At 41.7% G+C, this 21873-nt stretch carries 21 protein-coding genes; 11 read left to right on the top strand and 10 right to left on the bottom strand.

All coding sequences use genetic code 11. The features are described from left to right. Nucleotides 1-36: 36 nt before the first annotated feature. Genes PE36_RS20150 through PE36_RS20125 form a run of 6 tightly spaced genes read left to right on the top strand, consistent with a single transcriptional unit; the run spans nt 37 to nt 8325 of the window. Nucleotides 37-2223: a type I secretion system permease/ATPase gene (locus PE36_RS20150; RefSeq protein ID WP_043994904.1), complete on the top strand. Its 2187-nt coding sequence runs from the start codon at nt 37-39 to the stop codon at nt 2221-2223. Next, nucleotides 2220-3587 (top strand): HlyD family type I secretion periplasmic adaptor subunit, encoded by a 1368-nt coding sequence (locus PE36_RS20145; protein ID WP_006033936.1) that lies wholly within the window; start codon nt 2220-2222, stop codon nt 3585-3587. Before PE36_RS20150 ends, PE36_RS20145 begins: the two co-directional genes overlap by 4 nt. Nucleotides 3588-3621: 34 nt before the next feature. Next, nucleotides 3622-5013, top strand: a complete 1392-nt coding sequence (locus PE36_RS20140; protein WP_043994903.1) for a TolC family outer membrane protein — start codon at nt 3622-3624, stop codon at nt 5011-5013. After that, on the top strand, nt 5013-5648 hold the full coding sequence (locus PE36_RS20135; protein WP_006033934.1) for an OmpA family protein: 636 nt from the start codon (nt 5013-5015) through the stop codon (nt 5646-5648). The genes PE36_RS20140 and PE36_RS20135 overlap by 1 nt, the downstream gene beginning before the upstream one ends. A gap of 41 nt (nt 5649-5689) precedes the next feature. Next, nucleotides 5690-6373, top strand: a complete 684-nt coding sequence (locus tag PE36_RS20130) for a transglutaminase-like cysteine peptidase (RefSeq protein WP_006033933.1) — start codon at nt 5690-5692, stop codon at nt 6371-6373. Between the two features lie 5 nt (nt 6374-6378). Further along, nucleotides 6379-8325: an EAL domain-containing protein gene (locus PE36_RS20125; protein ID WP_006033932.1), complete on the top strand. Its 1947-nt coding sequence runs from the start codon at nt 6379-6381 to the stop codon at nt 8323-8325. Nucleotides 8326-8439: 114 nt separating this feature from the next. Here PE36_RS20125 and PE36_RS20120 read toward each other — a convergent pair whose 3' ends face one another. The 3 genes from PE36_RS20120 to PE36_RS20110 all read right to left on the bottom strand — a co-directional run bounded on the left by PE36_RS20120 (nt 8440) and on the right by PE36_RS20110 (nt 11408). Then, nucleotides 8440-9069: an SHOCT domain-containing protein gene (locus tag PE36_RS20120; protein ID WP_006033931.1), complete on the bottom strand. Its 630-nt coding sequence runs from the start codon at nt 9067-9069 to the stop codon at nt 8440-8442. Nucleotides 9070-9209: 140 nt separating this feature from the next. Beyond that, on the bottom strand, nt 9210-10034 hold the full coding sequence (locus tag PE36_RS20115) for a 2OG-Fe(II) oxygenase (protein ID WP_006033930.1): 825 nt from the start codon (nt 10032-10034) through the stop codon (nt 9210-9212). A gap of 39 nt (nt 10035-10073) precedes the next feature. Then, nucleotides 10074-11408 carry an aldehyde dehydrogenase gene (locus PE36_RS20110; RefSeq protein WP_043994902.1) on the bottom strand — a complete coding sequence of 445 codons (1335 nt, stop codon included), beginning with the start codon at nt 11406-11408 and terminating at the stop codon, nt 10074-10076. A 111-nt stretch (nt 11409-11519) separates the two neighbouring features. On the opposite strand from PE36_RS20110, the gene PE36_RS20105 reads away from it, so the two are divergent. Continuing rightward, nucleotides 11520-11876, top strand: coding sequence for a helix-turn-helix domain-containing protein (locus PE36_RS20105; RefSeq protein WP_006033928.1), 357 nt, complete (start codon nt 11520-11522; stop codon nt 11874-11876). Nucleotides 11877-11987: 111 nt separating this feature from the next. On the opposite strand, the gene PE36_RS20100 is transcribed toward PE36_RS20105, so the two are convergent. Beyond that, a complete protein-coding gene (locus PE36_RS20100; RefSeq protein ID WP_006033927.1) occupies nt 11988-12260 on the bottom strand; it encodes a Flp family type IVb pilin in 273 nt (90 codons plus the stop codon). Between the two features lie 137 nt (nt 12261-12397). Further along, nucleotides 12398-13723: a diaminopimelate decarboxylase gene (gene lysA / locus PE36_RS20095; RefSeq protein WP_006033926.1), complete on the bottom strand. Its 1326-nt coding sequence runs from the start codon at nt 13721-13723 to the stop codon at nt 12398-12400. Between the two features lie 188 nt (nt 13724-13911). Here lysA and PE36_RS20090 point away from each other — a divergent pair, with 188 nt between their 5' ends. From PE36_RS20090 to PE36_RS20080, 3 genes are all read left to right on the top strand, one after another. Beyond that, the gene (locus PE36_RS20090; protein WP_006033925.1) at nt 13912-14328 is read left to right on the top strand and encodes an Lrp/AsnC family transcriptional regulator; all 417 of its coding nucleotides are present in this window, start codon (nt 13912-13914) and stop codon (nt 14326-14328) included. A 130-nt stretch (nt 14329-14458) separates the two neighbouring features. Beyond that, a complete protein-coding gene (locus PE36_RS20085) occupies nt 14459-15127 on the top strand; it encodes a DUF1007 family protein (protein ID WP_006033924.1) in 669 nt (222 codons plus the stop codon). Nucleotides 15128-15154: 27 nt separating this feature from the next. Beyond that, nucleotides 15155-16183 (top strand): nickel/cobalt transporter, encoded by a 1029-nt coding sequence (locus PE36_RS20080; protein WP_043994901.1) that lies wholly within the window; start codon nt 15155-15157, stop codon nt 16181-16183. Nucleotides 16184-16298: 115 nt separating this feature from the next. Here the strand turns inward: PE36_RS20080 and PE36_RS20075 are convergent, their stop codons facing one another. Genes PE36_RS20075 through PE36_RS20065 form a run of 3 tightly spaced genes read right to left on the bottom strand, consistent with a single transcriptional unit; the run spans nt 16299 to nt 19091 of the window. Next, the gene (locus tag PE36_RS20075; protein ID WP_043994900.1) at nt 16299-17381 is read right to left on the bottom strand and encodes a metal ABC transporter solute-binding protein, Zn/Mn family; all 1083 of its coding nucleotides are present in this window, start codon (nt 17379-17381) and stop codon (nt 16299-16301) included. 46 nt (nt 17382-17427) lie between these two features. Then, on the bottom strand, nt 17428-18288 hold the full coding sequence (locus PE36_RS20070) for a metal ABC transporter permease (RefSeq protein WP_006033921.1): 861 nt from the start codon (nt 18286-18288) through the stop codon (nt 17428-17430). After that, nucleotides 18285-19091, bottom strand: coding sequence for a metal ABC transporter ATP-binding protein (locus tag PE36_RS20065; protein ID WP_006033920.1), 807 nt, complete (start codon nt 19089-19091; stop codon nt 18285-18287). Before PE36_RS20065 ends, PE36_RS20070 begins: the two co-directional genes overlap by 4 nt. Nucleotides 19092-19424: 333 nt before the next feature. Here PE36_RS20065 and PE36_RS20060 point away from each other — a divergent pair, with 333 nt between their 5' ends. Next, nucleotides 19425-19796 (top strand): MmcQ/YjbR family DNA-binding protein, encoded by a 372-nt coding sequence (locus PE36_RS20060; protein WP_006033918.1) that lies wholly within the window; start codon nt 19425-19427, stop codon nt 19794-19796. A 40-nt stretch (nt 19797-19836) separates the two neighbouring features. Here the strand turns inward: PE36_RS20060 and PE36_RS20055 are convergent, their stop codons facing one another. Next, entirely contained in the window at nt 19837-20457 is a 621-nt protein-coding gene (locus PE36_RS20055) for a glutathione S-transferase family protein (RefSeq protein WP_006033917.1), read from the bottom strand. Nucleotides 20458-20466: 9 nt separating this feature from the next. Then, nucleotides 20467-21498 carry an NADP-dependent oxidoreductase gene (locus PE36_RS20050; protein ID WP_006033916.1) on the bottom strand — a complete coding sequence of 344 codons (1032 nt, stop codon included), beginning with the start codon at nt 21496-21498 and terminating at the stop codon, nt 20467-20469. Nucleotides 21499-21873: the final 375 nt, after the last annotated feature.

The raw sequence follows: 21873 nt of genomic DNA, 5'->3' as shown, positions 1-21873 counted from the left end.
TCTATTTTACTGTTTTAGTTAAATATTAAGGAATTAATCGCAGTGCAGCCAGCAACGAATGCAACGTCAACACCACAGTGGAATATCCATCCTTCTCAGCGCATGATTGAGGATCCACTGCTGGATTGTTTAATACTATTGACTGAACACTTTGGTAATCCGTGTTCGGGCGATGCGTTGACGGCTGGTTTATCGATTTCGGGGGCAAATTTGTTACCAGAATTGGTGCCTCAAGCGGCATCCCGAGCCGGATTAAGTGCGAAATTAAGTCAAAAAGGGCTGAATGAATTACCACGGATGTTATTGCCGTGTATTTTACTGTTAAAAGACCAACAAGCCTGTGTATTACAAGAGCTAGACTTTGATGCTGATAAAGCCGTTATTTCCATGCCGGAAACCGGTGGTGAGGCATTATTGACGATTGCTGAATTAGAAGCCATTTATGTGGGTTATCTGTTTTTAGTCAAGCAGCAATATCACGGTGATCGTGAATTTGATGTGCATCTGCACGACACCAAAAAGCATTGGTTATGGCAAACGGTGAAGTCGTCGAGTTCTATCTATCGTGATGTTATTATCGCCTCGGTATTAGTCAATTTATTTGCTTTAGTATCGCCATTATTTGTGATGAATGTGTACGATAAAGTGGTGCCTAACTTAGCGTTTGAATCACTTTGGGTATTAGCGATTGGTGCCATCATCGCTTATATCTTTGACTTTATCATGAAGCAACTGCGTGGTTACCTTATCGATGTCGCCGGCAAGAAAATTGATTTAGAAACCTCCGCTAAACTGTTTGCCAAAGTCATTGGTATGCCATTAGAAAAACGTGCATCGAGTGTTGGTGGTATGGCCAAACAACTCAGTGAGTTTGACAGTGTGCGTGAGTTTTTATCCTCCGCGACAATTACTGCATTAGTTGATTTACCCTTCGCCATCTTGTTTATGGTCATTATTTGGTTAGTCGCTGGTGATTTGGCTATGTTCTCGGTGATCGCCACCTTACTGATTATTGGTTATACCTTGTTGATACAACCGCGTTTACGTCACGCCATAGAAGAAGGGAATAAATTCTCGAGTTTACGTCATGGCCATTTAGTCGAAAGTCTATCTGTGCTTGAACTGATCAAAGCCAACGGCGCTGAAGGTGTGGTACAACAGAGTTGGCAACAAATGTTAGGGCATATATCAACTTGGCAGCTAAAGGCGAAAGTGCTCACTAACTCTGTTGCTAATGTCGCTAGTTTGATTGTGCAAGTCTCTGTCATTGGTGTTGTTGTATTAGGGGTGTATAGAGTCGCTGAAAACGAGATATCAATGGGCGCAATTATAGCTGCTGTGATGTTATCCAGTCGCGCTATTTCCCCAATGGCGAAAATAGCCTCGTTAATGACGCGTTCTAATCAAACCATCAGCGCTATGCGTCAGCTCGATGCGATCATGGAACAAACTGATGAGTTTGAAGATAAAGCCCACCTTGTTAGTCGCAGTAAGCTTGAAGGTAAGATCACGTTAGAACAACTGGGTTTTAGCTATCCTGACGTGGATAAACCAAGTTTATATCCTTTGTCTTTGCATATCCAACCGGGTGAAAGAGTCGCGATTATTGGTCGCAATGGTTCGGGTAAAAGTACCTTAGCTAAAGTATTGCTTGGTTTATATCAACCAACCACGGGCAGTTTACAGTTTGATGGTATGAATCAACGGCAGATCCACCCCAGTGATCTGCGTCGTAACTTCGGTTATTTACCGCAAGATATCACGTTATTCCACGGTACCATTAAAGAAAATATTTTGTTTGGCGCTAAGCAAGTAACCGAATATCAATTGATCAGAGCCGTGCAGTTTTCAGGGGTAAACATGTTTACCGATCTTGATTCGCAAGGTCTCGATCAACAAGTCGGCGAGGGTGGTAAAGCCTTATCTCGCGGCCAACGTCAATCTATCGCTTTAGCGCGGGCGATCTTAAATGATCCGCAGATTTTATTATTAGATGAACCGACCGCAAGTCTTGATGCGCGCGCGGAAAAACAATTTATTAACTCAATGCAAGTCATTGCCAAAGATCGTACGCTATTATTAATTACGCATAAAATGCACTTATTACAGTTGGTTGACCGGATAATTGTATTGGATAAAGGGCGATTAGTCGCGGATGGTCCAAAAGATGTGATCCTCAAAAAACTGAAAAGTGGCGCTTTGGTCCCTGGAGCGACGCAATGAAAATAAGCAAACAAGATCTAGAGATGGCGGATGATGTTTATGGTGCGCTGTTAACGCAAAGTCCCCGTATTCACCGGTTAACCATATGGGCGTTGGCCGCCTTTGTGCTCAGCTTTATTGTCTGGGCTTATTTTGCCAAATTAGATCGGGTCGCAACCGGTATGGGCAAGGTAGTTCCTTCTTCTCAAATACAAATTATTCAGAGTTTAGATGGCGGTATTTTACAGGAGTTATATGTACAAGAAGGCGCATTAGTAACCAAGAATCAACCGTTAGCACGTATTGACGATACCCGTTTTCGAGCCGATTTAGCGCAGCAACGTCAGGAAGTAGATAGCTTAAGGGCTGATATTATTCGTTTGCGCAGTGAATTAAGCAGTATTCTGGTTGCTGACGTACCGAATTGGCAGCTACAAATCAAGATCACCAAAACGGCACTTACTTTCCCTGATGATCTACAGCAAAACTTACCTTATTTAGTGACGCGTCAGCAAGATGAATACCGTGCTCGATTAGACAGTTTAACCAATCTGGTTGCGATCCAAGGTCAACAGATCCAGCAGCGAGTTGAAGAAACAAAAGAGCTTAAATCAAAAATTAAAACCCTAGAAGTCAGCTATAAACTGGCCTCGCGAGAGCTAGCGTTAACTCGGCCGTTAGCGAAGAAATACATTATATCAGAAGTAGAATTGCTTAAATTAGAGCGTAGCGTCAATAGCATTAAAGGTGAGTTAAATTCGATTCGTTTAATGGTACCAAAGTTACAATCAGTGATGGCTGAAGCGGTATTAAAGCGTCGTGAAGCGGTACTTAACTATCGTGCCGATGCGCGTGCACAGCTCAACGAATTACAAAGTAAATTTTCTCGAATCACGGAAGCTAAAGTCGGGGCTGAAGATAAGGTTAACAAAGCCCTGATAGTATCACCGGTAGTCGGCACCATTAAAACGCTACATATTAATACATTAGGTGGTGTCATACAGCCTGGTCAAGCATTGCTAGAGATAGTGCCGACAGAAGATAAATTATTAATTGAAGCCAAGATAAAACCGAAGGACATTGCCTTTATCCACTTGGGGTTAACAGCAGTCGTTAAAATCACCGCTTATGATTTCACTCGCTATGGTGGTTTAAAAGGCGTGGTTGAGCACATCAGTGCCGATACGACGCAAGATGAAGACGGTAATAGTTTTTATATTATTCGGGTTCGAACCGATATTTCAGATATTCAGGGCAACCATGACATGCCTATTATTCCCGGAATGATGACGTCTGTTGATGTCATGATCGGTAAACGAACTGTACTTGAATACATATTAAATCCAGTGTTGCGAGCCAAAGCGATGGCACTCAGGGAACTTTAAATTGCACATGAATGTATATAACAAGGAAAAACAAATGCCAATCCACGACTCTTTCTGTCAGCAGAAATTATTCATTAAAGGGTTACTTTACCCTGCACTTATGTGTTCTGCGATTGGGTGGTCTACAGCTGTTAATGCACAGTCTGTGGAGGAGGCAGTAGCGATGACTTTAAGTAGCCATCCTGATATCCGCATTGCTTTTACTAAATTCAAAGTACGTGAAGAACAAGTGCAACAAGCTGAAGCAGGTTATTTTCCCAGTATTAATATGACCGGTGGTTATGGTTATGAATATACCAATAGCCCAGGGACACGGGGTAATGGTGACGACTCTAAGGATCTAAATCGTGGTGAGTTTGGCGTTAGTCTTAAACAAAGTTTATTTAGTGGTTTTCAAACCAGCAGTGATATTAGCCGTACCAGTTATGCTACCAGCGCCGAACAGTGGCGTTTATTCGGCACAGCTGAAGATGTCGCGTTAGATGTCACTAAAGTGTACACCAACTTACTGAAGAGCCAACGTATTCTAGAGTTATCTGAGCGTAACTTATCGACCCATAAAACTATTTTTGGGCAGATCCAAGAACGCACAAACTCGGGCCTTGGTAGTATTGCCGATTTATCACAAATTACTGGCCGTTTGGCGCGTGCACAGTCGAATGTCATTTCAGCAAAAAATAATTATTTAGACAGTGAAGCACAATTTATCAGGGTGACGGATCAGCAACCGGATAGTTTGGTTATTCCTATTCCTGATGTGGAGTTGTTACCGATAGACCGACAAGCCGGATTACGTGATGCGCTTATTAACCATCCTGTGGTTAAATCATCGAATAATGATATCACCGCGGCGCGTTATCAACATGATGCGGCCAAGTCTAATTTCTATCCGAAAGTGACATTCGAAGTGGACGCCAATTTTAATAATGATCTTGATGGTGTCGATGGTAATGGTGTTGGCGGTCATAATAATGATGTGACGGCGATGGTACGTTTTTCTTACAACTTGTATTCTGGTGGTAAAGATAAAGCGTTAGCGAAAGAAACGGCATATAAGATCACTGAAGCAAGTGAGATTAATCGCAGTGTACATCGTCAAATAACCGAAGGTTTTAGCTTAGCCTGGAATGCTCATGAGTTACTGGGATTGCAGATGCAGTATATTAAAGAGCACGTTATTGCCTCGAAAGACTCACAAGCGGCTTATGAGCAACAGTTTAAACTCGGTCAACGTAGTTTACTGGATCTACTCGATACCGAAAATGAGTTATTTGAAGCGCGTAAAGAATTCGTTGATGCTGAGTTTAATGAAATTGTTACTCAGTATCGATTATTAAACGCCACTGGCCAATTATTGGATTCGCTAAGAGTGACGCGACCTGCTGTTTGGCAAGGTGAGCATAAATACGTAGGAGGCGTTCAATAATGAAATTATTAAGCATTTTTTTGATGAGCTTTCTGCTATTAGGTTGTGAAACTATCGCAGAAATACAAGCCAAAGCGGCAGCGCCATCGACGCCAACAGAAACAACCGTGATGCCTAAACAAATGGCACAAGAGAACGACTTAAGTGATGATGACGCCGATGGGGTGATTGCTTATCGTGAACAGTGTTTAAATTCGGTGCTTGGTTCACAAGTTAATAATAGCGGCTGTGGTGGTGATACGGTGAATAAAGTGAGACAGGAATTAAAAGTTAATTTTAGTAATAATTCTGCGGTGATCTCACCGCGATATTTTGCGGACATTAAAGCCCTATCTAATTTTATGCAGCATTATCCCGATTTAGATGTTGTCATTGAAGGGCACTCTAGTCGACAAGGCAGTGCGGCGTTAAACATGGATCTATCCCAACGCCGAGCACAAGCGGTGATGGACCTGTTGATTAATAAATTTGGTATCTCAACCTCACGTGTATCTGCGATAGGTTATGGCTTTGAGCGCTTGCTTGATGAAGGTAATAATAGTTATGCACATCAACGTAACCGACGTATTGTTGCGGAATTAAGTGGTGACAATCTAGTTAAAGATATGAAATGGACGATTTACAGTGTTGATTAAACGCGTTAGACGTCGCAGTGCTCTATATTATTATTCGTAAGATGGGCTTTACCCGGTTCGTTAAACTACCAGTGATGCTGATGTTATTACTGGTTTTTGGGTTACCTGCTAAATCGGTACCGAAACTGAATGATCAAAAAATTATCGCGGCGCTTAGTGATAATTATGGTCAACGAGCGGCATTGCGAGGCCGTGCTTGGTTGGCGATTATGGCGAATTCGGGAGATGCCTCTACCGCAGATAAACTGGCTAAGATAAATAGTTTTTTTAACCAATTACAGTTTATTGATGACAGTAAACTGTGGGGTGTTGAAAACTATTGGGCGACACCGATCGAGTTTATCGGGGTAAACGGTGGAGACTGTGAAGACTTTGCCATCGCGAAGTACTTTAGCTTATTAGAGCTCGGTATTGCCGATGAAAAAATGCGGATCACTATGGTGAAATCATTAACGCTCAATCAATATCATATGGTGGTTGCTTATTATCCAACCCCTGGGGCGGTACCATTGATTTTGGATAATATTGACGGTGAGATAAAACCTGCAGATCAACGCAATGACTTGCTGCCGGTATATAGTTTTAACGGTAAACAGTTATGGCTAAATAAAGAAAAAGGCCAAGGGGTTTTGGCTGGTAAATCACAACGTTTAAAACGTTGGAGTAATTTAAATCAGCGTATGGGCTTGTCAAATTTAAAACAAGCAAAGCTGAGTTTGGAGTAATATGAATGACCTTGTTTAAACAGATCTACTCGTTGTTATTTGGCCTTTTTGTGTTGGTGATGACAAGTTTGGCCTATTTTCAGTTTACTGAAACGCGTAATTTTATGGCCAATCAAATGGAGTCAGAGCTGAATAATGCCAGTACTTCGTTAAGTTTGATGCTTAAACCACATCTACAGACCGGTGATATGGTTGCAGCAGAAACCTTAGTCAACGTGATCTTTGAAGGTGGCTTTTATCGTAAAGTAAGTTTGACTTGGTTAGCTAACAAACAGGTCCAAGAGTGGGAAAATCCGATCGTGGTAGAGGGTGTGCCGCAATGGTTTATTGACTTGGATTTGTTTACTAGCCAAAGCAGTGAAACTGTTATCACATCTGGCTGGTTACAGCTGGCTAATTTGAAGATCGAAGCACATCCCGGCTTAGGTTATCAAGAGTTGTGGCGGGTAATGAATAATACTTTATTAGTGATTTCGGTATTGTTTTTACTGTCTATTTTAGTATTACATTTTAGGTTGAAGACATTATTAACACCGTTGAACGAGATCGCCATTCATGCCAGTGAGATCGCACAGAGGGTATTTAACCCTGATATGGACTTACCAAAAACGGCTGAATTGAAGACAGTTGTTGAGGCGATCAACTCGATGTCTGGTCAACTTAAGCAAGTCTTTAATACGTTAGATAACGAAGTAGATAGTTTACGTCGTGATAATCTGATTGATGGTGTGTCTAATTTACCCAATCGTCAGTACCTCACTGGACAGATGAATAGCTGGTTAACCGATCCCGGTTATGGTGGTCTGTTATTGGTGAAGATGGATTGGCTGGAGGAGATACACAGTAAATACGGTTATCAAGTTCGCGATGAAACCATTCGGGTCTTGGCTCTGCGGATGCAAGAGCAGTTACCATCGATAGCTGAAAGTGTGATTGCTCGTATCGCTAATACTGAGTTTGCTTTATTGATCACTAAGGGTGAGCGTCAGGACATCAATTTGTATTTACAAGCATTGATCCGCTTAATTAATCAAGAGATGTCAAAAGCAGGTTGTGTACCAAACCGTGGTTTTGCCATTGGCGTGACAGAGCGCGACGGTGATATGCAAGCCAGCGATTTATTATCACAGGCTGATAATGCCTTGCAGCATGCGGCGACGTCCAATAAAGCCAGCAGTTGGTTTGATAGCCAGCATCTACAAGAGTTTAACCGTGAGCAGTGGCGTGATCGTCTAGTCACCGCCATTAATCAAAACCAGTTTGTATTTCAGTGGCAGTCGGTGTTGGATTGTGAGACTAATGAGGTATTACAGCGTGAGTTATATTGCCGATTAAATATTGATGGTAAACAAGTGCGGGCGGGTCAATTTATGCCGTATGTCGAATTACTGTCACTGGGTAGTCAGCTCGACCGATGCTTATTGGAATCAGTTGTTAAACAGGGTCTTTTGAATATAAATAACGAACCTGTGGCGGTGAATCTGACTCATGATAGCTTACAGGATCCTGAATTTCATACTTGGCTTGCGGCATTTTTACAGAAAACGCAATTTGCCGAACAGATTTATTTTGAGATCCCAGAGATGGCTGCAAATAATAATTTAGCCGAATGTATACAGCTGGCAGAATTGATCCGTGCCGGCGGTGCGCAGCTTGGTATTGACCATTGTGGTCGACAAATGGGCTCGTTAAGTTATTTACAGCAGTTAAAACCGCATTATGTGAAACTGGATCAATCGTTGGCCTTTTACAGTAATAACCAACAGAATAATGAGTTATGTCGCGCGTTAGTTAATATCGCCAAAGGACTTAATATTGAGGTGATCATGACTGCGATTGAAAATCAGCAACAATTAGAGCAGATCCAGTCATTACGTACCTCTGGTTATCAAGGTTATATTTCAGCCCCTACAGATGTGATTCGTATGGATGGTGCGGCTAGTATGAGTTAGCTTTATAAGATTTATTGATGTGTTTGACGAAGAGTCGTTAAAGCTAAAAACGCCAAAGTATCGAATATGATGCTTTGGCGTTTTATTAATTAACGACTGTCATTTTAAGAATGATTAGATCTTTAAGATTGCTTTTTTCTTCAGGCTATATTCTTCTTCGGTAATAATGCCTTCTTTATATAGCGTGTTTAAAGCTCGAATAGATTCAAAACTTTTAATTAACACTGCTTCTTCTTCGGCTTTTTCATCGCTTATAACTTTGGCTGTTTTTGCTGTCACTGTGATGTTGTCGATGCTTGCATATTCACCCACGGTAAAGCCTGTTTCATTTTTTAATGAAGTATAACCTTTACCATCATAAACAGTGTCAATCTCATTACCTTCAAAACGAACATAGTAATGAGTAAGATCGTTGTTACTACCAGATAGATATTTGTATATCGCTTTACCTGGGATACCTACTTCTGCTACCCAAGCGTGCCATTTAATACCACCACCAATACCAGTAATAGATGGTTGTGAACGATAAAATTTCATTGGTTCACTAATTACATACTCAGCCAATTCTGGGTTATTTAACTCTTGAGCAAAATAATCCTTAATGGTTTGTTGGTAAGCTTGTGGCGCTGGACCAAATTCAGTGTCGGCATTCAATGTTTCGATATTGCCTGCACAGCCCGAGGCTAATACTGGTAAGGCGATAACCAATAATAATTTACGCATTTTTTGGCTGATGATTTTCATAATTATTCCCTGATATCGTACGAGTTGGTGTTATTCACATTGTCTACTAATACAATGTGAATTGGCAGTTTATTGTGCTTCACCATACAGGAGTGAGATTAGTTTTCAAATTTAAATCTATTACCCTTGACCTTATCCCACTACAGCTCAAATAACACATCTGTACGGATAATGTATTTTACGCCGTTGTAAATAGGCTCTGAGCTGTGGATACAGTGCAAAGGGTGCATGCCATGAGGGAAGCAAAGGATACTGCCGGCAGGCGTGCGTATATCCACTTCTGCAACCTGATCGCCACGGCGTGCAGGTCGACTCGGATCATTGGCATTGACTAAGAAGCGGGTAGCGCCACCGTCAAAATCTTCAGTGAGTAAGATTAAAAATGTCAGTTGGCTAAAACGATCGCCATAGGCATCTGCAATTAATTGATTATTAATCACTCGACTGCCCGGCCAAGAACCATCTGAATGGGGCTTAAAGTAGTCGCCTTTATTATAACGGTAAAAGCGAAAACGGGCGTTAATGCCTAAGGCTGCTTTATTATCAAATATACCTTGGTCATCAGCCATTAAATGTTTAATCCGTGCCCAAATGATACTGTCAGTTTGTTCATCGACGACCCACGTTAGGCTGTCGTTATGGCGAACATCACGGGGTAATGACACCGCGGCATCGGGTAAGTAGCCCATCGACTCACTAACGTCAATAAGGCGTTGGCATTCCTCTTTCGAAAATACATTAAGCAACTGGAAAGCGCCGGGTACTCCTGCTACATTTCTTTTTGTGATCTTGTTGGTGCTGACCGTTGATAGCGCAGCTAAATTTGCTTTGCTGTTAGCCCAAGTCGGTAGTGCTGGATGCTCTGCGCCTGGTTCATAAGCCGCAACGAAAAAGTCAGTATTGTCTGAGTTAATACGTTTGGATGCAATATTCACGGATTCAGCCGTTGTGGATTTAGTATTCATTCAATCTATCCTTTGTTACTTTTTTAAACGAGCTGGGTGTTATTTACTGATAACGCGTATTTGGGAAAACTGTCGATGACCAGCGGCAGAACCGTGGAAACCAAAGCCACTTTGTTTTGCTCCTACCCAAGGCGCATTACCACCGCCGACACCTTGATTTACGCCTACCATGCCGGCTTCAAGTTGCTGTGCGACTGCATTGGCGCCTTGGCCACCAAAAACGACCGCACCCAGTCCATAAGGGCTGTCGTTTGCGCGAGAAATAGCCTCATCAATATGCTCAAAATGACTGATGGCAACGACAGGAGCAAATGTTTCATCTTGCTCTAAACGCATATCAGGGGTGATCCCAGTGACAACGGTTGGCTGAATGAAAGGTTGTGGATAATCATCACTACCGAGTAAGAACTTAGCGCCTTTGGCTGTTGCATCTTGCAATTGTGATAATACATTTGCATGTTGTTTTGGATTGACAATCGGACCTATGTTGACGTTCGGTTTATCCCATGCTCCGACCTGATATTGACGGGCGAGTGCTACTACCTTGCGTTCAAATTCTGCGGCAATACGGACATCGACATAAACGCGTTCGGTTGAGGTACACATCTGTCCGGCGTTCTCAAATGAGCTGGCAACAGCAAATTGCACGGCCGCATCGATATCGGCGCTGACCATGACGATCATCGGATCATTACCGCCAAGCTCCATCACCAGACGTTTTAACTTAGGAGCAGCATTCGCCATAATATGTTTACCCGCTGCCATAGAACCGGTAAACGCAACCATATTAATATTGCTGGCAACCAGTGCTTGGCCAGTTTGTTTATCACCGTGAGCCAGTTGTAACACACCTTTTGGTAATACTTGATTCAGGGTATTAACAAATAGGTCTGCGACTAATGGCGTTTCTTCTGAGGGCTTTAAAATGACAGTATTACCGGCAATCAACGCTGGCATTAATAAGTTATTCGCCATTGCTAATGGATAATTCCAAGGCGAGATAACGGCGACAATACCCAGTGGGCGATATTGTAGCTCGGTGCCACGAACAAGACGCTCAGATGTGAGAGCTTGGGTAATTTCGTCGGCAAAATAACTGGCACTTTGAATGGTACCCCCTGCTTCATAGGTGGCACGGCGGTAGTCTTTCCCCATCTCTTTACTAATAAGCGTCGCCAGTTGGTTTTGTACTGGTTCTAGTCGTTGATAGGCTTTGACTACCAGTGACTGGCGTTCGGTTAATGATAGCGCCGCCCATTGTTTTTGTGCTTTATTCGATTCATTAATTAATGCAGGTATGTGTTCGGCGGTGGTGATAGCCACTGACCCTAAGGCTTTACGTGTATGGGCATCGTAAGAGGTTAATGTTTGCATGGTGGCTAATTCCTGAGTCATGATAAAATTTAATTAGTATGTTTAAGGTGTATTTTGCTACTCTGGGATGTAAAAGCAACCAGTATACTTTTAGTAACCTTGTGGTGAATAATGAAAACAACTGTAGAAACAATGGCTAATGGTCATAAAAAAGTTATAAATCCGTGTGACGAGCCTTGTTCTGTTGAGCGTGGAATGCGAATGTTGGGGGGGAAATGGAAAGCATCAATACTTTGGCACCTGCAAGATGGCCCTGTGCGTTTCAATGATTTGTCCCGCATGTTAGGTGGTGCCAGCAAAAAGATGGTTGATCAACGCTTAAAAGAGTTAGAAAGCCAAGGTTTGGTCATACGTGAAGTGATCAGTGATAGACCGATTGCGGTAACCTATGAAATTACCGAGTTTGGCCGTACCGCACTGGATATTTTAAAACGCTTAAAAGAGTGGTCTGAAGAACATGGAATTTGAATTTACATTAGAGCGCTGGGTATAGGTAGTTTAAACAGTTAAATATCAGCGGTGGTTTTTATGATGATATTTGGTCAATACGAAAAATAAGGGCGGTCATCGTACAGATCATTAAATACAACTATTACCGTTGTTGCCGTTATTACCGTTGTTACAGTTGTTGCCATTATTACCGTTGTTGCCATTGTTACCGTTCTCTGCGGGAGCTGACGTTACAATTAGCGACGCTAATTCAGTGATATTATTACTTGCCCCCGAACCTAATGCAATAAAACCTGAAGCGAGACTACTCACGACTAAAGCACCAGCGAGGGCATACTCTACGGCGGTTAATCCTTGTTCATCATGGATGAAATTGTCAATGAATCTGACTAGTTCCCGCATATTAACTCCCTCGTTTTAATGCTCCTCTAATAATGAATGTAAGATAAGCATGATAGTCCAAACATAGTGCAGTTTATCTTTGTTCGCCAATGTTAACGCTCATTGACGCATAGACAGCTTAAATAAACAGGATGAATCTAAATTAATTTTAATGCTGTATGTTGTTCAAATGCTATTAAATTTTCTTGGGTAATTGCCTGTCTGATCACGTACGCTTGATCATCGTCTACTAATACTTCGGCTGCGATTGGTCGGCTGTTATAGCTGTTACTCATTACCGCACAATAAGCACCCGTATATAAGAAACACATCAAGTCACCAGCGGCTAAATCATTTGGTAGTTGCGCGGACTTAGCAAATGTATCTGTGCTTTCACAAATGGGGCCGACTACGTCATATTCGGTTAGCCGTGATGTAAAAGGTGACTTTACAGGAATTAAGGCGTGTGTTGCCTGATATAACGCTGGACGCATTAAATCATTCATTGCGGCATCTAGCACCACAAACGACGTTGGTTGGCTTTCTTTTATATAGGTTATTTCACTCACCATTACACCGATATCTGCCACTAATGAGCGTCCAGGTTCAATGCTAATTCGTCCTTGCCAATGCGGGAGGGCTGATCTGATCGCTTGGGAAAAATCACTAAATGCTAAAGAATCGGATCCTGATCCTCCTGTATTGCTGGTAAGCATTTGATGGTCTTTATATTGAACGCCAAAACCACCACCGAGATCAAGCTCGGTTAGGGGGTAACCTTGTGTCTTAAGCTCGCTTATTAATGTCTGTATTTTGGCAATAGCATCTAAGTAGGGCGCTGTTGTATGTATTTGTGAGCCGATGTGCATTGCTAGTCCATTTATTTGTATAAAAGGCGAGTGTTTGGCAGTTTCTAACATAGGTAATACAGCGTCAAAGTTAACCCCAAATTTATTACCTTTAGCGCCAGTGGTGATGTTTTTATGTGTATCGACAGTGACTTCAGGGTTGACGCGAATGAGCGCTGAGAGCAACTGCTGGTGCTTATTCGCGATTGTGATTAATACCGCTAATTCTTCTTTAGATTCAAGGTTAAATTGTCCGACGCCAGCAAGCACAGCGGCGGTGAGCTCTGCGGTAGTTTTACCCACGCCTGAAAAAACAATATCTTGGGCATCGAACCCTGCACTGAGTGCTCGGTGCATTTCGCCGATAGAAACAATATCAACACCGAGTCCTTGCTCAGCGACAATGCGCAATAATGACAGGTTACTATTCGCTTTCATGGCGTAGTGAATATGGATGTTTTCTGCTTCAAATGCGGCTTTACAAGCGTGGATATTGTTAAGTAATGCGGCTTTAGAGTAGCAGTAAAAAGGTGTCGCTACTTGGGACGCTAACTGCTTAATCGATACATTTTCTAGCCATAATGTTTGCTGTTGTGCATACGGTAAATAACGCAGGTGCGGGGTTAATTGTGTCATGGCTTAAATCCTTTTGTTGATGAACGAATAGCGTAATGAAGTGAGGTGTTATGCACAATGGGAAAAATAACGCTTTTATATGACAAAATATCGCTATTAAAGTTATTTTATCTGCGGTGTGTTTAACTTGGTTAAAGCGATTAAGCCGTGTAAAGTGATTGTTTTTTAAGATGTAAGCAGAGCTACTTATGGATAAGTTTGATCAGGCTATTATTGATGCACTCGTTGCTAATTCACGGCGTTCAATTGCTAGTATCGGTGAGGATATTGGCTTATCGCGCACAGCTGTTAATGATCGGATCCAACGGTTAAAAGACTCAGGGGTTATTCAACGTTATACCATCGATGTTGGTAGGAAGAATATGACGAAAGTGACGGTCTATTTTCAACTCACTTTTAGACCATTTGATGCCAAGGTTATTGCACCGTATTTACAAGGTATCAGTGACATAACACGCGCGCATACTTTGTGCGGTGATACCGATTTAATCGTGTATGTTGAAGCCGAATCAATGGCACGAATCTCCCAGATTAGAGAGCTACTTGCAGCATTACCTGACTTGGACAAACTCCAAACATTTACGGTGTTAGATGCATTAATTTAGCTATATCTAGTCTAATCATTCTTTATAATTATATTGTTATGTTATAACATACGATGAAATGTGTCGTTAAGGGTATTTTGGTGAACAAAACCTTTATCGATTATCCAATATTGTATGTTTGAGAGTTGAAATGATGCCTATATATGCATTAAAACCAAGTTACCTAAGGCGCTTGTTGCAAGTGACTATCATGTTTATTGGTGTATTAATGAGTGTGAACAGTTATGCACACCCACACTCCTGGGTAGATATGAAAACTGAGATCCAAGGGGATGGAAAACACATAACTGGATTTTTAATGACATGGGAGTTTGATGCCATGACGTCTGCTTATATGTTAGATGGTGAAGATTTGTCTGTTGAAAATAAAGCGCAGACATTGCAGGATCTTGCTGGTTCGATTATGCAGAATATGACAACCAATCATTACCTGACTTATTTTTATGAAGATGACATGCCAGTTAAATATGCGTTGGCTGAAAACGGTACCCTAGAACAAGATAAAATAAAGGCGACATTACAGTTTTATTTACCACTGGCAAAACCCTTAGCTTTGTCTGACAAAGTCCTTAAATTGCTTATTTATGATCCGAGTTACTATGTCGACATGAATTGGCCCGCAAAAAATGCCATTCAGCTATCATCGGCATTGTCGCAATACTGCAATATAGAACTTATTGAAGCGACACCCTCACCAGAGCAACTTGCTTACGTAATGTCATTACCTGTTGATGCAAAAAGAGATGATGCTATTGGTGAGTTATTCACGCAATCGATCACCATTCATTGTAATTATTAGTTATGTATCGATATGAAGGATAAAGTCATGACAAATGTAGTATCAAATACTAATTCCGTCGCAGAGGATGGGGTTAAACCAGGTTTTTTAGCTAAGTACAGCCTGGTTATTTTTCTTGGTTTACTGGCTATTGCCGGCTATTTTATTTGGCAAGCTTGGCCAACGATTATTGTAAACAGTATGCAATGGCAAAAGCAGATTAATAATGAATTAAGCGAACTTTTGTATGCGGCTAAACACGAGAGTTTAACTGCGGGTATATCCTTGATTGGACTTAGCTTCCTTTATGGCATGTTACATTCGATTGGCCCCGGACATGGTAAGTTGATCGTGACTACCTATATTGCAACGCAAGATGCCAAAGTTAAAATCAGTTTGATCTTAACTTTATTATCTTCGCTCATGCAGGCTCTGGTCGCTGTGGCACTTGTTTCTGCATTATTAATATTATTTAACTCGTCGATGCGAGAAATCAACAGTCAGGCTGAGTTACTTATTCCGCTGAGCTTTTATACTGTGATCGTATTAGGCTTGGTGATCGTGTCGCGGAACTTAGTATTAATGTGGCGTGCGGTTCGCCGCCATAAAGAAGGGTTAATATCTGCTGGTTTAAAACCTGTGCTAGGAAACCATGAGCACCATGATGATAGCTGTGGTTGTGGTCATCAACACGTTGTTGCACCTGAACAAATTAACGATGCCTCTTCATTTAAAGAGTATTTGGCTATTATTTTGAGCATTGGTATTCGTCCTTGTACGGGCGCTATTATGGTGTTGTTATTTGCTAATATGCTTGATATTTATTGGCTTGGTATTGTCAGTGCTGTGGTAATGGCGTTAGGTACTGCGCTTACCACATCGACGATTGCGATAATGACCATTACTGGTAAGCAAGCTGTAAGACGTTATTTAGCGACTGGAAAGCGTAATAAAGGGCCGAAAAATGGACTAAATATAACTAAGTTTATTGTGCCAATTATGGGTGGTTTGTTATTAATATTACTGGGAATGTTATTACTTGAATCGAGACCTGTAGGTATGTCTCCGCTGTTTTAATTGTTCAATGTAATAAGAAAAAAGCCCGAACATATTATGTTTCGGGCTTTTTATGGCTATACCAAATTAGTATCAGAGATAGCATCTTGAGGTAGTTTAGGTATAGATATAGATTTTACTGGTGTAACGCATTGACGATCGTATCGACATTGTATTGCATCATTTGCAAGTATGTTGCTGCGGGTTCATCTGCAGCAGATAGCGCATCTGAATACAATTTACCGCCAATTTTAACTCCTGTTTCACGGCTTATTTGTTCAATTAGACGATTATCGGCGATGTTTTCCATAAATACAGCATTTACGTTGTCGTGACGAATTTGTTTAATTAACGCGGCTACATCAGCTGCGCTTGCCTCTGAACCTGTGCTGGTACCTTGTGGTGCCAAGAAGGTGACATTAAAGTCACGCGCGAAGTAACCAAATGCAGCGTGTGGGGTGATCACTTTACGTTGTGATGCTGGTATCTGTGCAAGCTGGGCGTTTAGTTTTAACTCTAACTTATCTAATTTTTGAATGTAATCTTTCGCATTTTGTTGATAGTCATCTGTATTCGCAGGGTCTACTTGAATCAAGCCTTTCGCGATATTGTGTACGTAAACTTTTACATTTTTTATGCTATGCCAAGCATGAGGATCTATATCGCCATGGTCATGATGTGCATGTTCGTCCTCGTGATGTTCATGTTTGTTGTCGTGATGTGCATGTTCGTCGTCGTGATGTTCATGTTCATCGTCGTGATGTGCATGTTCGTCGTCGTGATGTGCATGTTCGTCGTCGTGATGTGCATGTTCATCGTCGTGATGTTTATGTTCGTCGTCATGATGCGCATGTCCACAGCTATGGCCTTCTTTTGTGCTGAGCTCATCGATACCGTTAGCTGCAACAACTTGCACGCCTTGGTAGTTAGCGGCTTCGATTAAACGTGGCATCCAGCCTTCAAATTGTAATCCATTCGTGACAACTAGCTGTGCTTTTGATATTGCTTTAGCATCTTGAGGTGTCGGATTAAATACGTGTGCATCGCCGTCAATCTTAACCAAATTCATCACGGTTACATGCTCTTGACCTACCTCTGATACAAGGTCCCCAAGAATCGAGAAGCTACTGATGACAGCAATTTTTTGTTCAGCCATGACAGCAGTACTGGTCGTTAAACCAAGAATTATCATGGATGAAGTGAGCGTAATTTTAAACATTTCATTGTCCTTATAAGGGCTAAGTATTAACAAGTTGCGTTATTTTTTAACTGTTATTTTTAAACAGTAATCCGCCTTGACGGCCAAATATTAGTGAGGTGATATAAAGTATGCCGAGTACTAATACAATCGCTGGGCTGGTTGCTAGGCTGGCATGATAAGAAAGAAACAGGCCGAAGTAGCCACTGATCACTGCAGAGATAAAAGCCACTATTAACATGCCACCTAAACGATTAGACCAAAAGCGCGCAATCGCAGCGGGCAGGACCATCAAACCAACGGCCATTAAGGTGCCCAATGCATGAAAACCAGCGACTAAATTAAGGACGACGAGGAGTAAAAATCCATAGTGGGCAACAGCACTCAGTTTGCTGATAGTTTTGAAAAAGTGGGGATCAACACATTCCATGACTAAAGGACGATACAGTATCGCGAGTGCTAAAATAGAGATTGTGGCGATAACGGTGAGTAGTATTAAAGCCTCATCATTGAGTGCGAGTGTTGAACCGAATAGCACATGTAATAAATCCACATTGCTGCCATTGGACGAAATGATTAATACCCCGATAGCGAGTGACAGTAGATAGAAGGCGGCTAAGCTTGAATCTTCTTCCGCATTTGAATGTCGGGCTACCATGCCTGCTAGTACAGCAACCACGCAACCCGCGACAATACCGCCAATCGTCATGGCGGTGACAGATAAGCCCGAGATAAGAAAACCAATCGCAGCACCGGGTAAGATAGCATGTGCCATTGCATCACCCGTTAGGCTCATGCGTCTAAGCGTTAAAAATACGCCCACAGGTGTCGCGCTAATACTGAGCACTATAATCCCCCATAATGCCCGTTGCATAAATACAAACTCAGAAAAAGGGGCGATAAATAATTCGTATAACTGTGCACTCATGATGCTTGACTCTCGATGTTAGCGGACACAGAAATCACCGAATTTTCGTTCGTGCTGTGGTCTGGAATGTTATGTAAAGGATTATTAAAGGTGTTATGTACCGCACAGTGAGCAAAATGCTGATAACCCGCTTGCAGTAAATACTGCTGAGTTAATACATCCGATGTTCTACCTGAGGCAATTAAGTTGGTTGCAACAAGTAATGTGGTTGGAAAGTATCGTTGCACCAATGCCAGATCGTGGATCACGGCGATAACGGTTTTACCTTGTTGCTGACACGCCTGAATAACGCGCATTAACAGTTCAGTCGTTTGTGCATCAATGCCACCGAATGGCTCGTCAAGTAGCAGAATATCGGCATCTTGTAATAGCATACGCGCAAATAACATGCGCTGAAATTGCCCTCCAGATAATTGACTAATTTGACGTTCAGCCATCTTTTCTAAATCTACTTTGGCTAATGCCTGTTGCAATAATTGCTGTTCGTGACGACTAAATAGCCGCCAGAAACTACAACGTTGCCAAGCGCCAGCAGAAACAAATTCAGTCACCGTTATTGGAAATTTACGATCTATTTGGCTGCTTTGGGGTAAGTAAGCAATGTCTTTCAAACTCAAGCGACCAAGTTCGATAGAGCCTGATACGGCGGCCATTTGTTGCATGATACTTTTGAGTAATGTTGATTTACCAGCACCGTTTGGACCGACAATCGCGACGAGATCGCCATCGTCTATCGTTGTCGAGATATGGCTAAGCGCTATGTTTTCTTGATAAGAAACACTTAGATCATTAATTTTAATCATGATTAATTATCCGATAAACTGTAACAGTGTTAACCAAAGACTGGTTGTGATGACGAGTGCGATACAAAGGCGTGTAAATACGCTACTCAATAATAAAGATATATTTTTTGATGTTGGATCTGGCTGCATTTTATATTTCTTTGTGGTTGATTATTATTCTTTAGCTTTATTGGTGTCGAATGTTATAACATAACAATAGTGATGTGCAAGATTAATGTTATGTTATAACAATACATTTTAAGCGAACTTGACGTTTTCGTCATTTTTTCACCGATGTTAGGCTGAGTTGTGTTTATATATAGGGGCGTTGCAGTGTCATTTGGAGATATAAAAATGGAAGATGCGAAATTAGCGCGTTATCTTGGTAACTTAAAGGGAGCTGAAACAAGCTATCCTTTTGGTCCAGAGGTATTGGTCTACAAAATAAAGGGCAAGATGTTTGCTTTAATCACTGAAAATGAAAAAGGCTGCCGAGTAAATTTAAAAGCACAACCAAATGATGTTGAAGTGTTGGTGGATGAGTTTGTTGCGATCACCCCCGGTTATCACATGAATAAAAGGCATTGGATCACGGTTCAGTTAGGTGGAGATGTACCCGCGAACATGGTTGAAGATTTGGCGAGCCAATCTTATGTGTTAGTGGTGAGTAAATTGACCAAAAAATTACAGCTAGAATTAGAGCAATTAGCGCATGTTTACAAATAGCCCTGATAGATCCGTTATCTATTAGGGCTAAAAGATCATATTAATTGTCGTATTTAGCTTCTATTTCAACTGCTTTTAACAACGCATCGTGGCTGTGTAGTTGCTTGTTATAACGTGCCAGGTTAGCAAAGTTATCCAGTACTTTATTGTTTGCCAAGATCTCAACAATGAATGACATCATAATATCAGCGCCGGTTAACTGCTCTGCAACCAGGTAGGTTTTACCTTCCAGTGAAGCATCAAAATAGCTGATCACTTTAGCAATTTCGGTATCAGCATAAGCCGCCATGAAATTGGTTTTACAACCGTCTTTGTCGACAAACATTTTTAATAATAATGGTAAAATAGCCGAGCTTTCAGCGAAATGGATCCACTGCGAATATTCCACGTATTCCGGTGACAACGGCTTAGGCGCCAGTTTGTCTGCGGCATACTTATTAATCAGATATTCTGTGATCGCGCCTGATTCAGCAATGACTAGTCCATCATCTTCAATCACAGGTGATTTACCCAGTGGATGAATGGCTTTGAGTTCAGCTGGTGCTAAGAAGGTTTGGCTATCGCGCTGGTATGCAATGACTTCATAATCAACGCCCAGTTCTTCTAATAACCAAATTATACGCTTTGAACGGGATTTGTTTAAATGGTGTAATTTAATCATTTTAGACTCCTATTCTGCTACTTTAACGACAAGTTTACCGAAATTTTCACCTTGTAGCATACCGGTGAATGCGGCTGGTGCACTTTCTAATCCATCAATCATATGTTCGCGATATTTAATTTGACCTGCTTGTAACCACGTCATCATCTGTTCATAAAACTCGTTATAGCGGTGTGCATAATCATCAAAAATGATGAAACCTTGCATCTTAATGCGTTTCACCAATAACGTGCCCATTAATAGTGATAAACGGTCTGGGCCTGATGGTAATTCCGTTGCATTGTACTGTGATACTAAACCACAAACAGGCACGCGCGCGCCGGTATTTAGTTGTGGTAGCACACTATCAAATACTTTGCCGCCTACGTTTTCAAAATAAACATCAATACCTTTTGGACACGCCGCTTTTAGCTGTGCATCAAAATCACTGGCTTTGTGATCAATACATTTATCAAAGCCTAATACGTCGACCGCATATTTACATTTTTCAGCGCCGCCAGCGATACCAACCACATAGCAACCTTTTAACTTACCAATCTGACCAACGGTTGCCCCAACAGGACCTGTTGCCGCCGCCACAACAAGCGTGTCGCCTGATTTAGGTTGACCGATATCGAGTAGCCCCATATAAGCTGTAAAACCAGGCATACCTAAGATCCCAAGTGCAAAAGAAGGATTGGTTGGTTCTGCGCCCAATTTAATCAGACCTTCACCATCTGAAATGCCATAATCTTGCCAACCTGTATACGCAAGCACCCACTCTCCAGCCTGATAATCAGGGTGTAAAGAAGTCACTACTTGGCATACAGTCGCGCCTACCATGGTGCCATCGATAGCAACGGGTTCAGCATAAGAGGCGCCATCATTCATGCGACCACGCATGTAAGGGTCTAGTGATAAGTAATTTGTACGTAATAATAATTCACCTTCTGAAGGCGTCGGTATGACTGTTTCTTCAAGGCGGAAGTTTGCTGATGTAGGCGCGCCAACGGGACGTGAAGCAAGTGTAATACGGCGATTAACTGAGTTTGATTGTGGCATGAAAAATCCTTGGTTTTAAATCGGTTATGGTATTCGTGACCGATCGTCTTGTTATTGAACCCAAAAGCGTTTGAGCTGTTTTCTATGTCTGAACGATACGCGTTAGTAGACCGGTCGTCTACTAACTGGTGATGTTTTTTGCGGTTGATTTAATATTCGTAATCTAAACTTTGATCTATATCACGTTTTCATTTGTTTCAGTCGAGCGTACTCATGCGGTATCTGGCCATATATTTAAGTTGTCTATTGCTTATGGGTTGCCCTAATGGCAGTGATAGTAATATTGAACGCAGTAGCTACCCAGACTCTGGAAATGGTCCTTTATTACCTGATTATGTCATTCGTATTCATCTTAACCCTGCAGGGCTTAGTCTT

The organism is Moritella sp. PE36 (assembly GCF_000170855.1).
GTDB lineage: Bacteria > Pseudomonadota > Gammaproteobacteria > Enterobacterales > Moritellaceae > Moritella.
The sequence above is the reverse complement of the archived record's forward strand: the minus strand, read 5'-3'. Positions and strand labels throughout refer to the sequence as shown.

Excerpts from the sequence above, each read along its gene's own strand:
- PE36_RS20145 (WP_006033936.1), top strand. The coding sequence starts at position 2,220 with ATGAAAATAAGCAAACAAGATCTAGAGATGGCGGATGATGTTTATGGT.
- PE36_RS20140 (WP_043994903.1), top strand. The coding sequence starts at position 3,622 with ATGCCAATCCACGACTCTTTCTGTCAGCAGAAATTATTCATTAAAGGG.
- PE36_RS20135 (WP_006033934.1), top strand. The coding sequence starts at position 5,013 with ATGAAATTATTAAGCATTTTTTTGATGAGCTTTCTGCTATTAGGTTGT.
- PE36_RS20130 (WP_006033933.1), top strand. The coding sequence starts at position 5,690 with ATGGGCTTTACCCGGTTCGTTAAACTACCAGTGATGCTGATGTTATTA.
- PE36_RS20125 (WP_006033932.1), top strand. The coding sequence starts at position 6,379 with ATGACCTTGTTTAAACAGATCTACTCGTTGTTATTTGGCCTTTTTGTG.
- PE36_RS20120 (WP_006033931.1), bottom strand. The coding sequence starts at position 9,069 with ATGAAAATCATCAGCCAAAAAATGCGTAAATTATTATTGGTTATCGCC.
- PE36_RS20115 (WP_006033930.1), bottom strand. The coding sequence starts at position 10,034 with ATGAATACTAAATCCACAACGGCTGAATCCGTGAATATTGCATCCAAA.
- PE36_RS20110 (WP_043994902.1), bottom strand. The coding sequence starts at position 11,408 with ATGCAAACATTAACCTCTTACGATGCCCATACACGTAAAGCCTTAGGG.
- PE36_RS20105 (WP_006033928.1), top strand. The coding sequence starts at position 11,520 with ATGAAAACAACTGTAGAAACAATGGCTAATGGTCATAAAAAAGTTATA.
- PE36_RS20100 (WP_006033927.1), bottom strand. The coding sequence starts at position 12,260 with ATGCGGGAACTAGTCAGATTCATTGACAATTTCATCCATGATGAACAA.
- lysA (WP_006033926.1), bottom strand. The coding sequence starts at position 13,723 with ATGACACAATTAACCCCGCACCTGCGTTATTTACCGTATGCACAACAG.
- PE36_RS20090 (WP_006033925.1), top strand. The coding sequence starts at position 13,912 with ATGGATAAGTTTGATCAGGCTATTATTGATGCACTCGTTGCTAATTCA.
- PE36_RS20085 (WP_006033924.1), top strand. The coding sequence starts at position 14,459 with ATGATGCCTATATATGCATTAAAACCAAGTTACCTAAGGCGCTTGTTG.
- PE36_RS20080 (WP_043994901.1), top strand. The coding sequence starts at position 15,155 with ATGACAAATGTAGTATCAAATACTAATTCCGTCGCAGAGGATGGGGTT.
- PE36_RS20075 (WP_043994900.1), bottom strand. The coding sequence starts at position 17,381 with ATGTTTAAAATTACGCTCACTTCATCCATGATAATTCTTGGTTTAACG.
- PE36_RS20070 (WP_006033921.1), bottom strand. The coding sequence starts at position 18,288 with ATGAGTGCACAGTTATACGAATTATTTATCGCCCCTTTTTCTGAGTTT.
- PE36_RS20065 (WP_006033920.1), bottom strand. The coding sequence starts at position 19,091 with ATGATTAAAATTAATGATCTAAGTGTTTCTTATCAAGAAAACATAGCG.
- PE36_RS20060 (WP_006033918.1), top strand. The coding sequence starts at position 19,425 with ATGGAAGATGCGAAATTAGCGCGTTATCTTGGTAACTTAAAGGGAGCT.
- PE36_RS20055 (WP_006033917.1), bottom strand. The coding sequence starts at position 20,457 with ATGATTAAATTACACCATTTAAACAAATCCCGTTCAAAGCGTATAATT.
- PE36_RS20050 (WP_006033916.1), bottom strand. The coding sequence starts at position 21,498 with ATGCCACAATCAAACTCAGTTAATCGCCGTATTACACTTGCTTCACGT.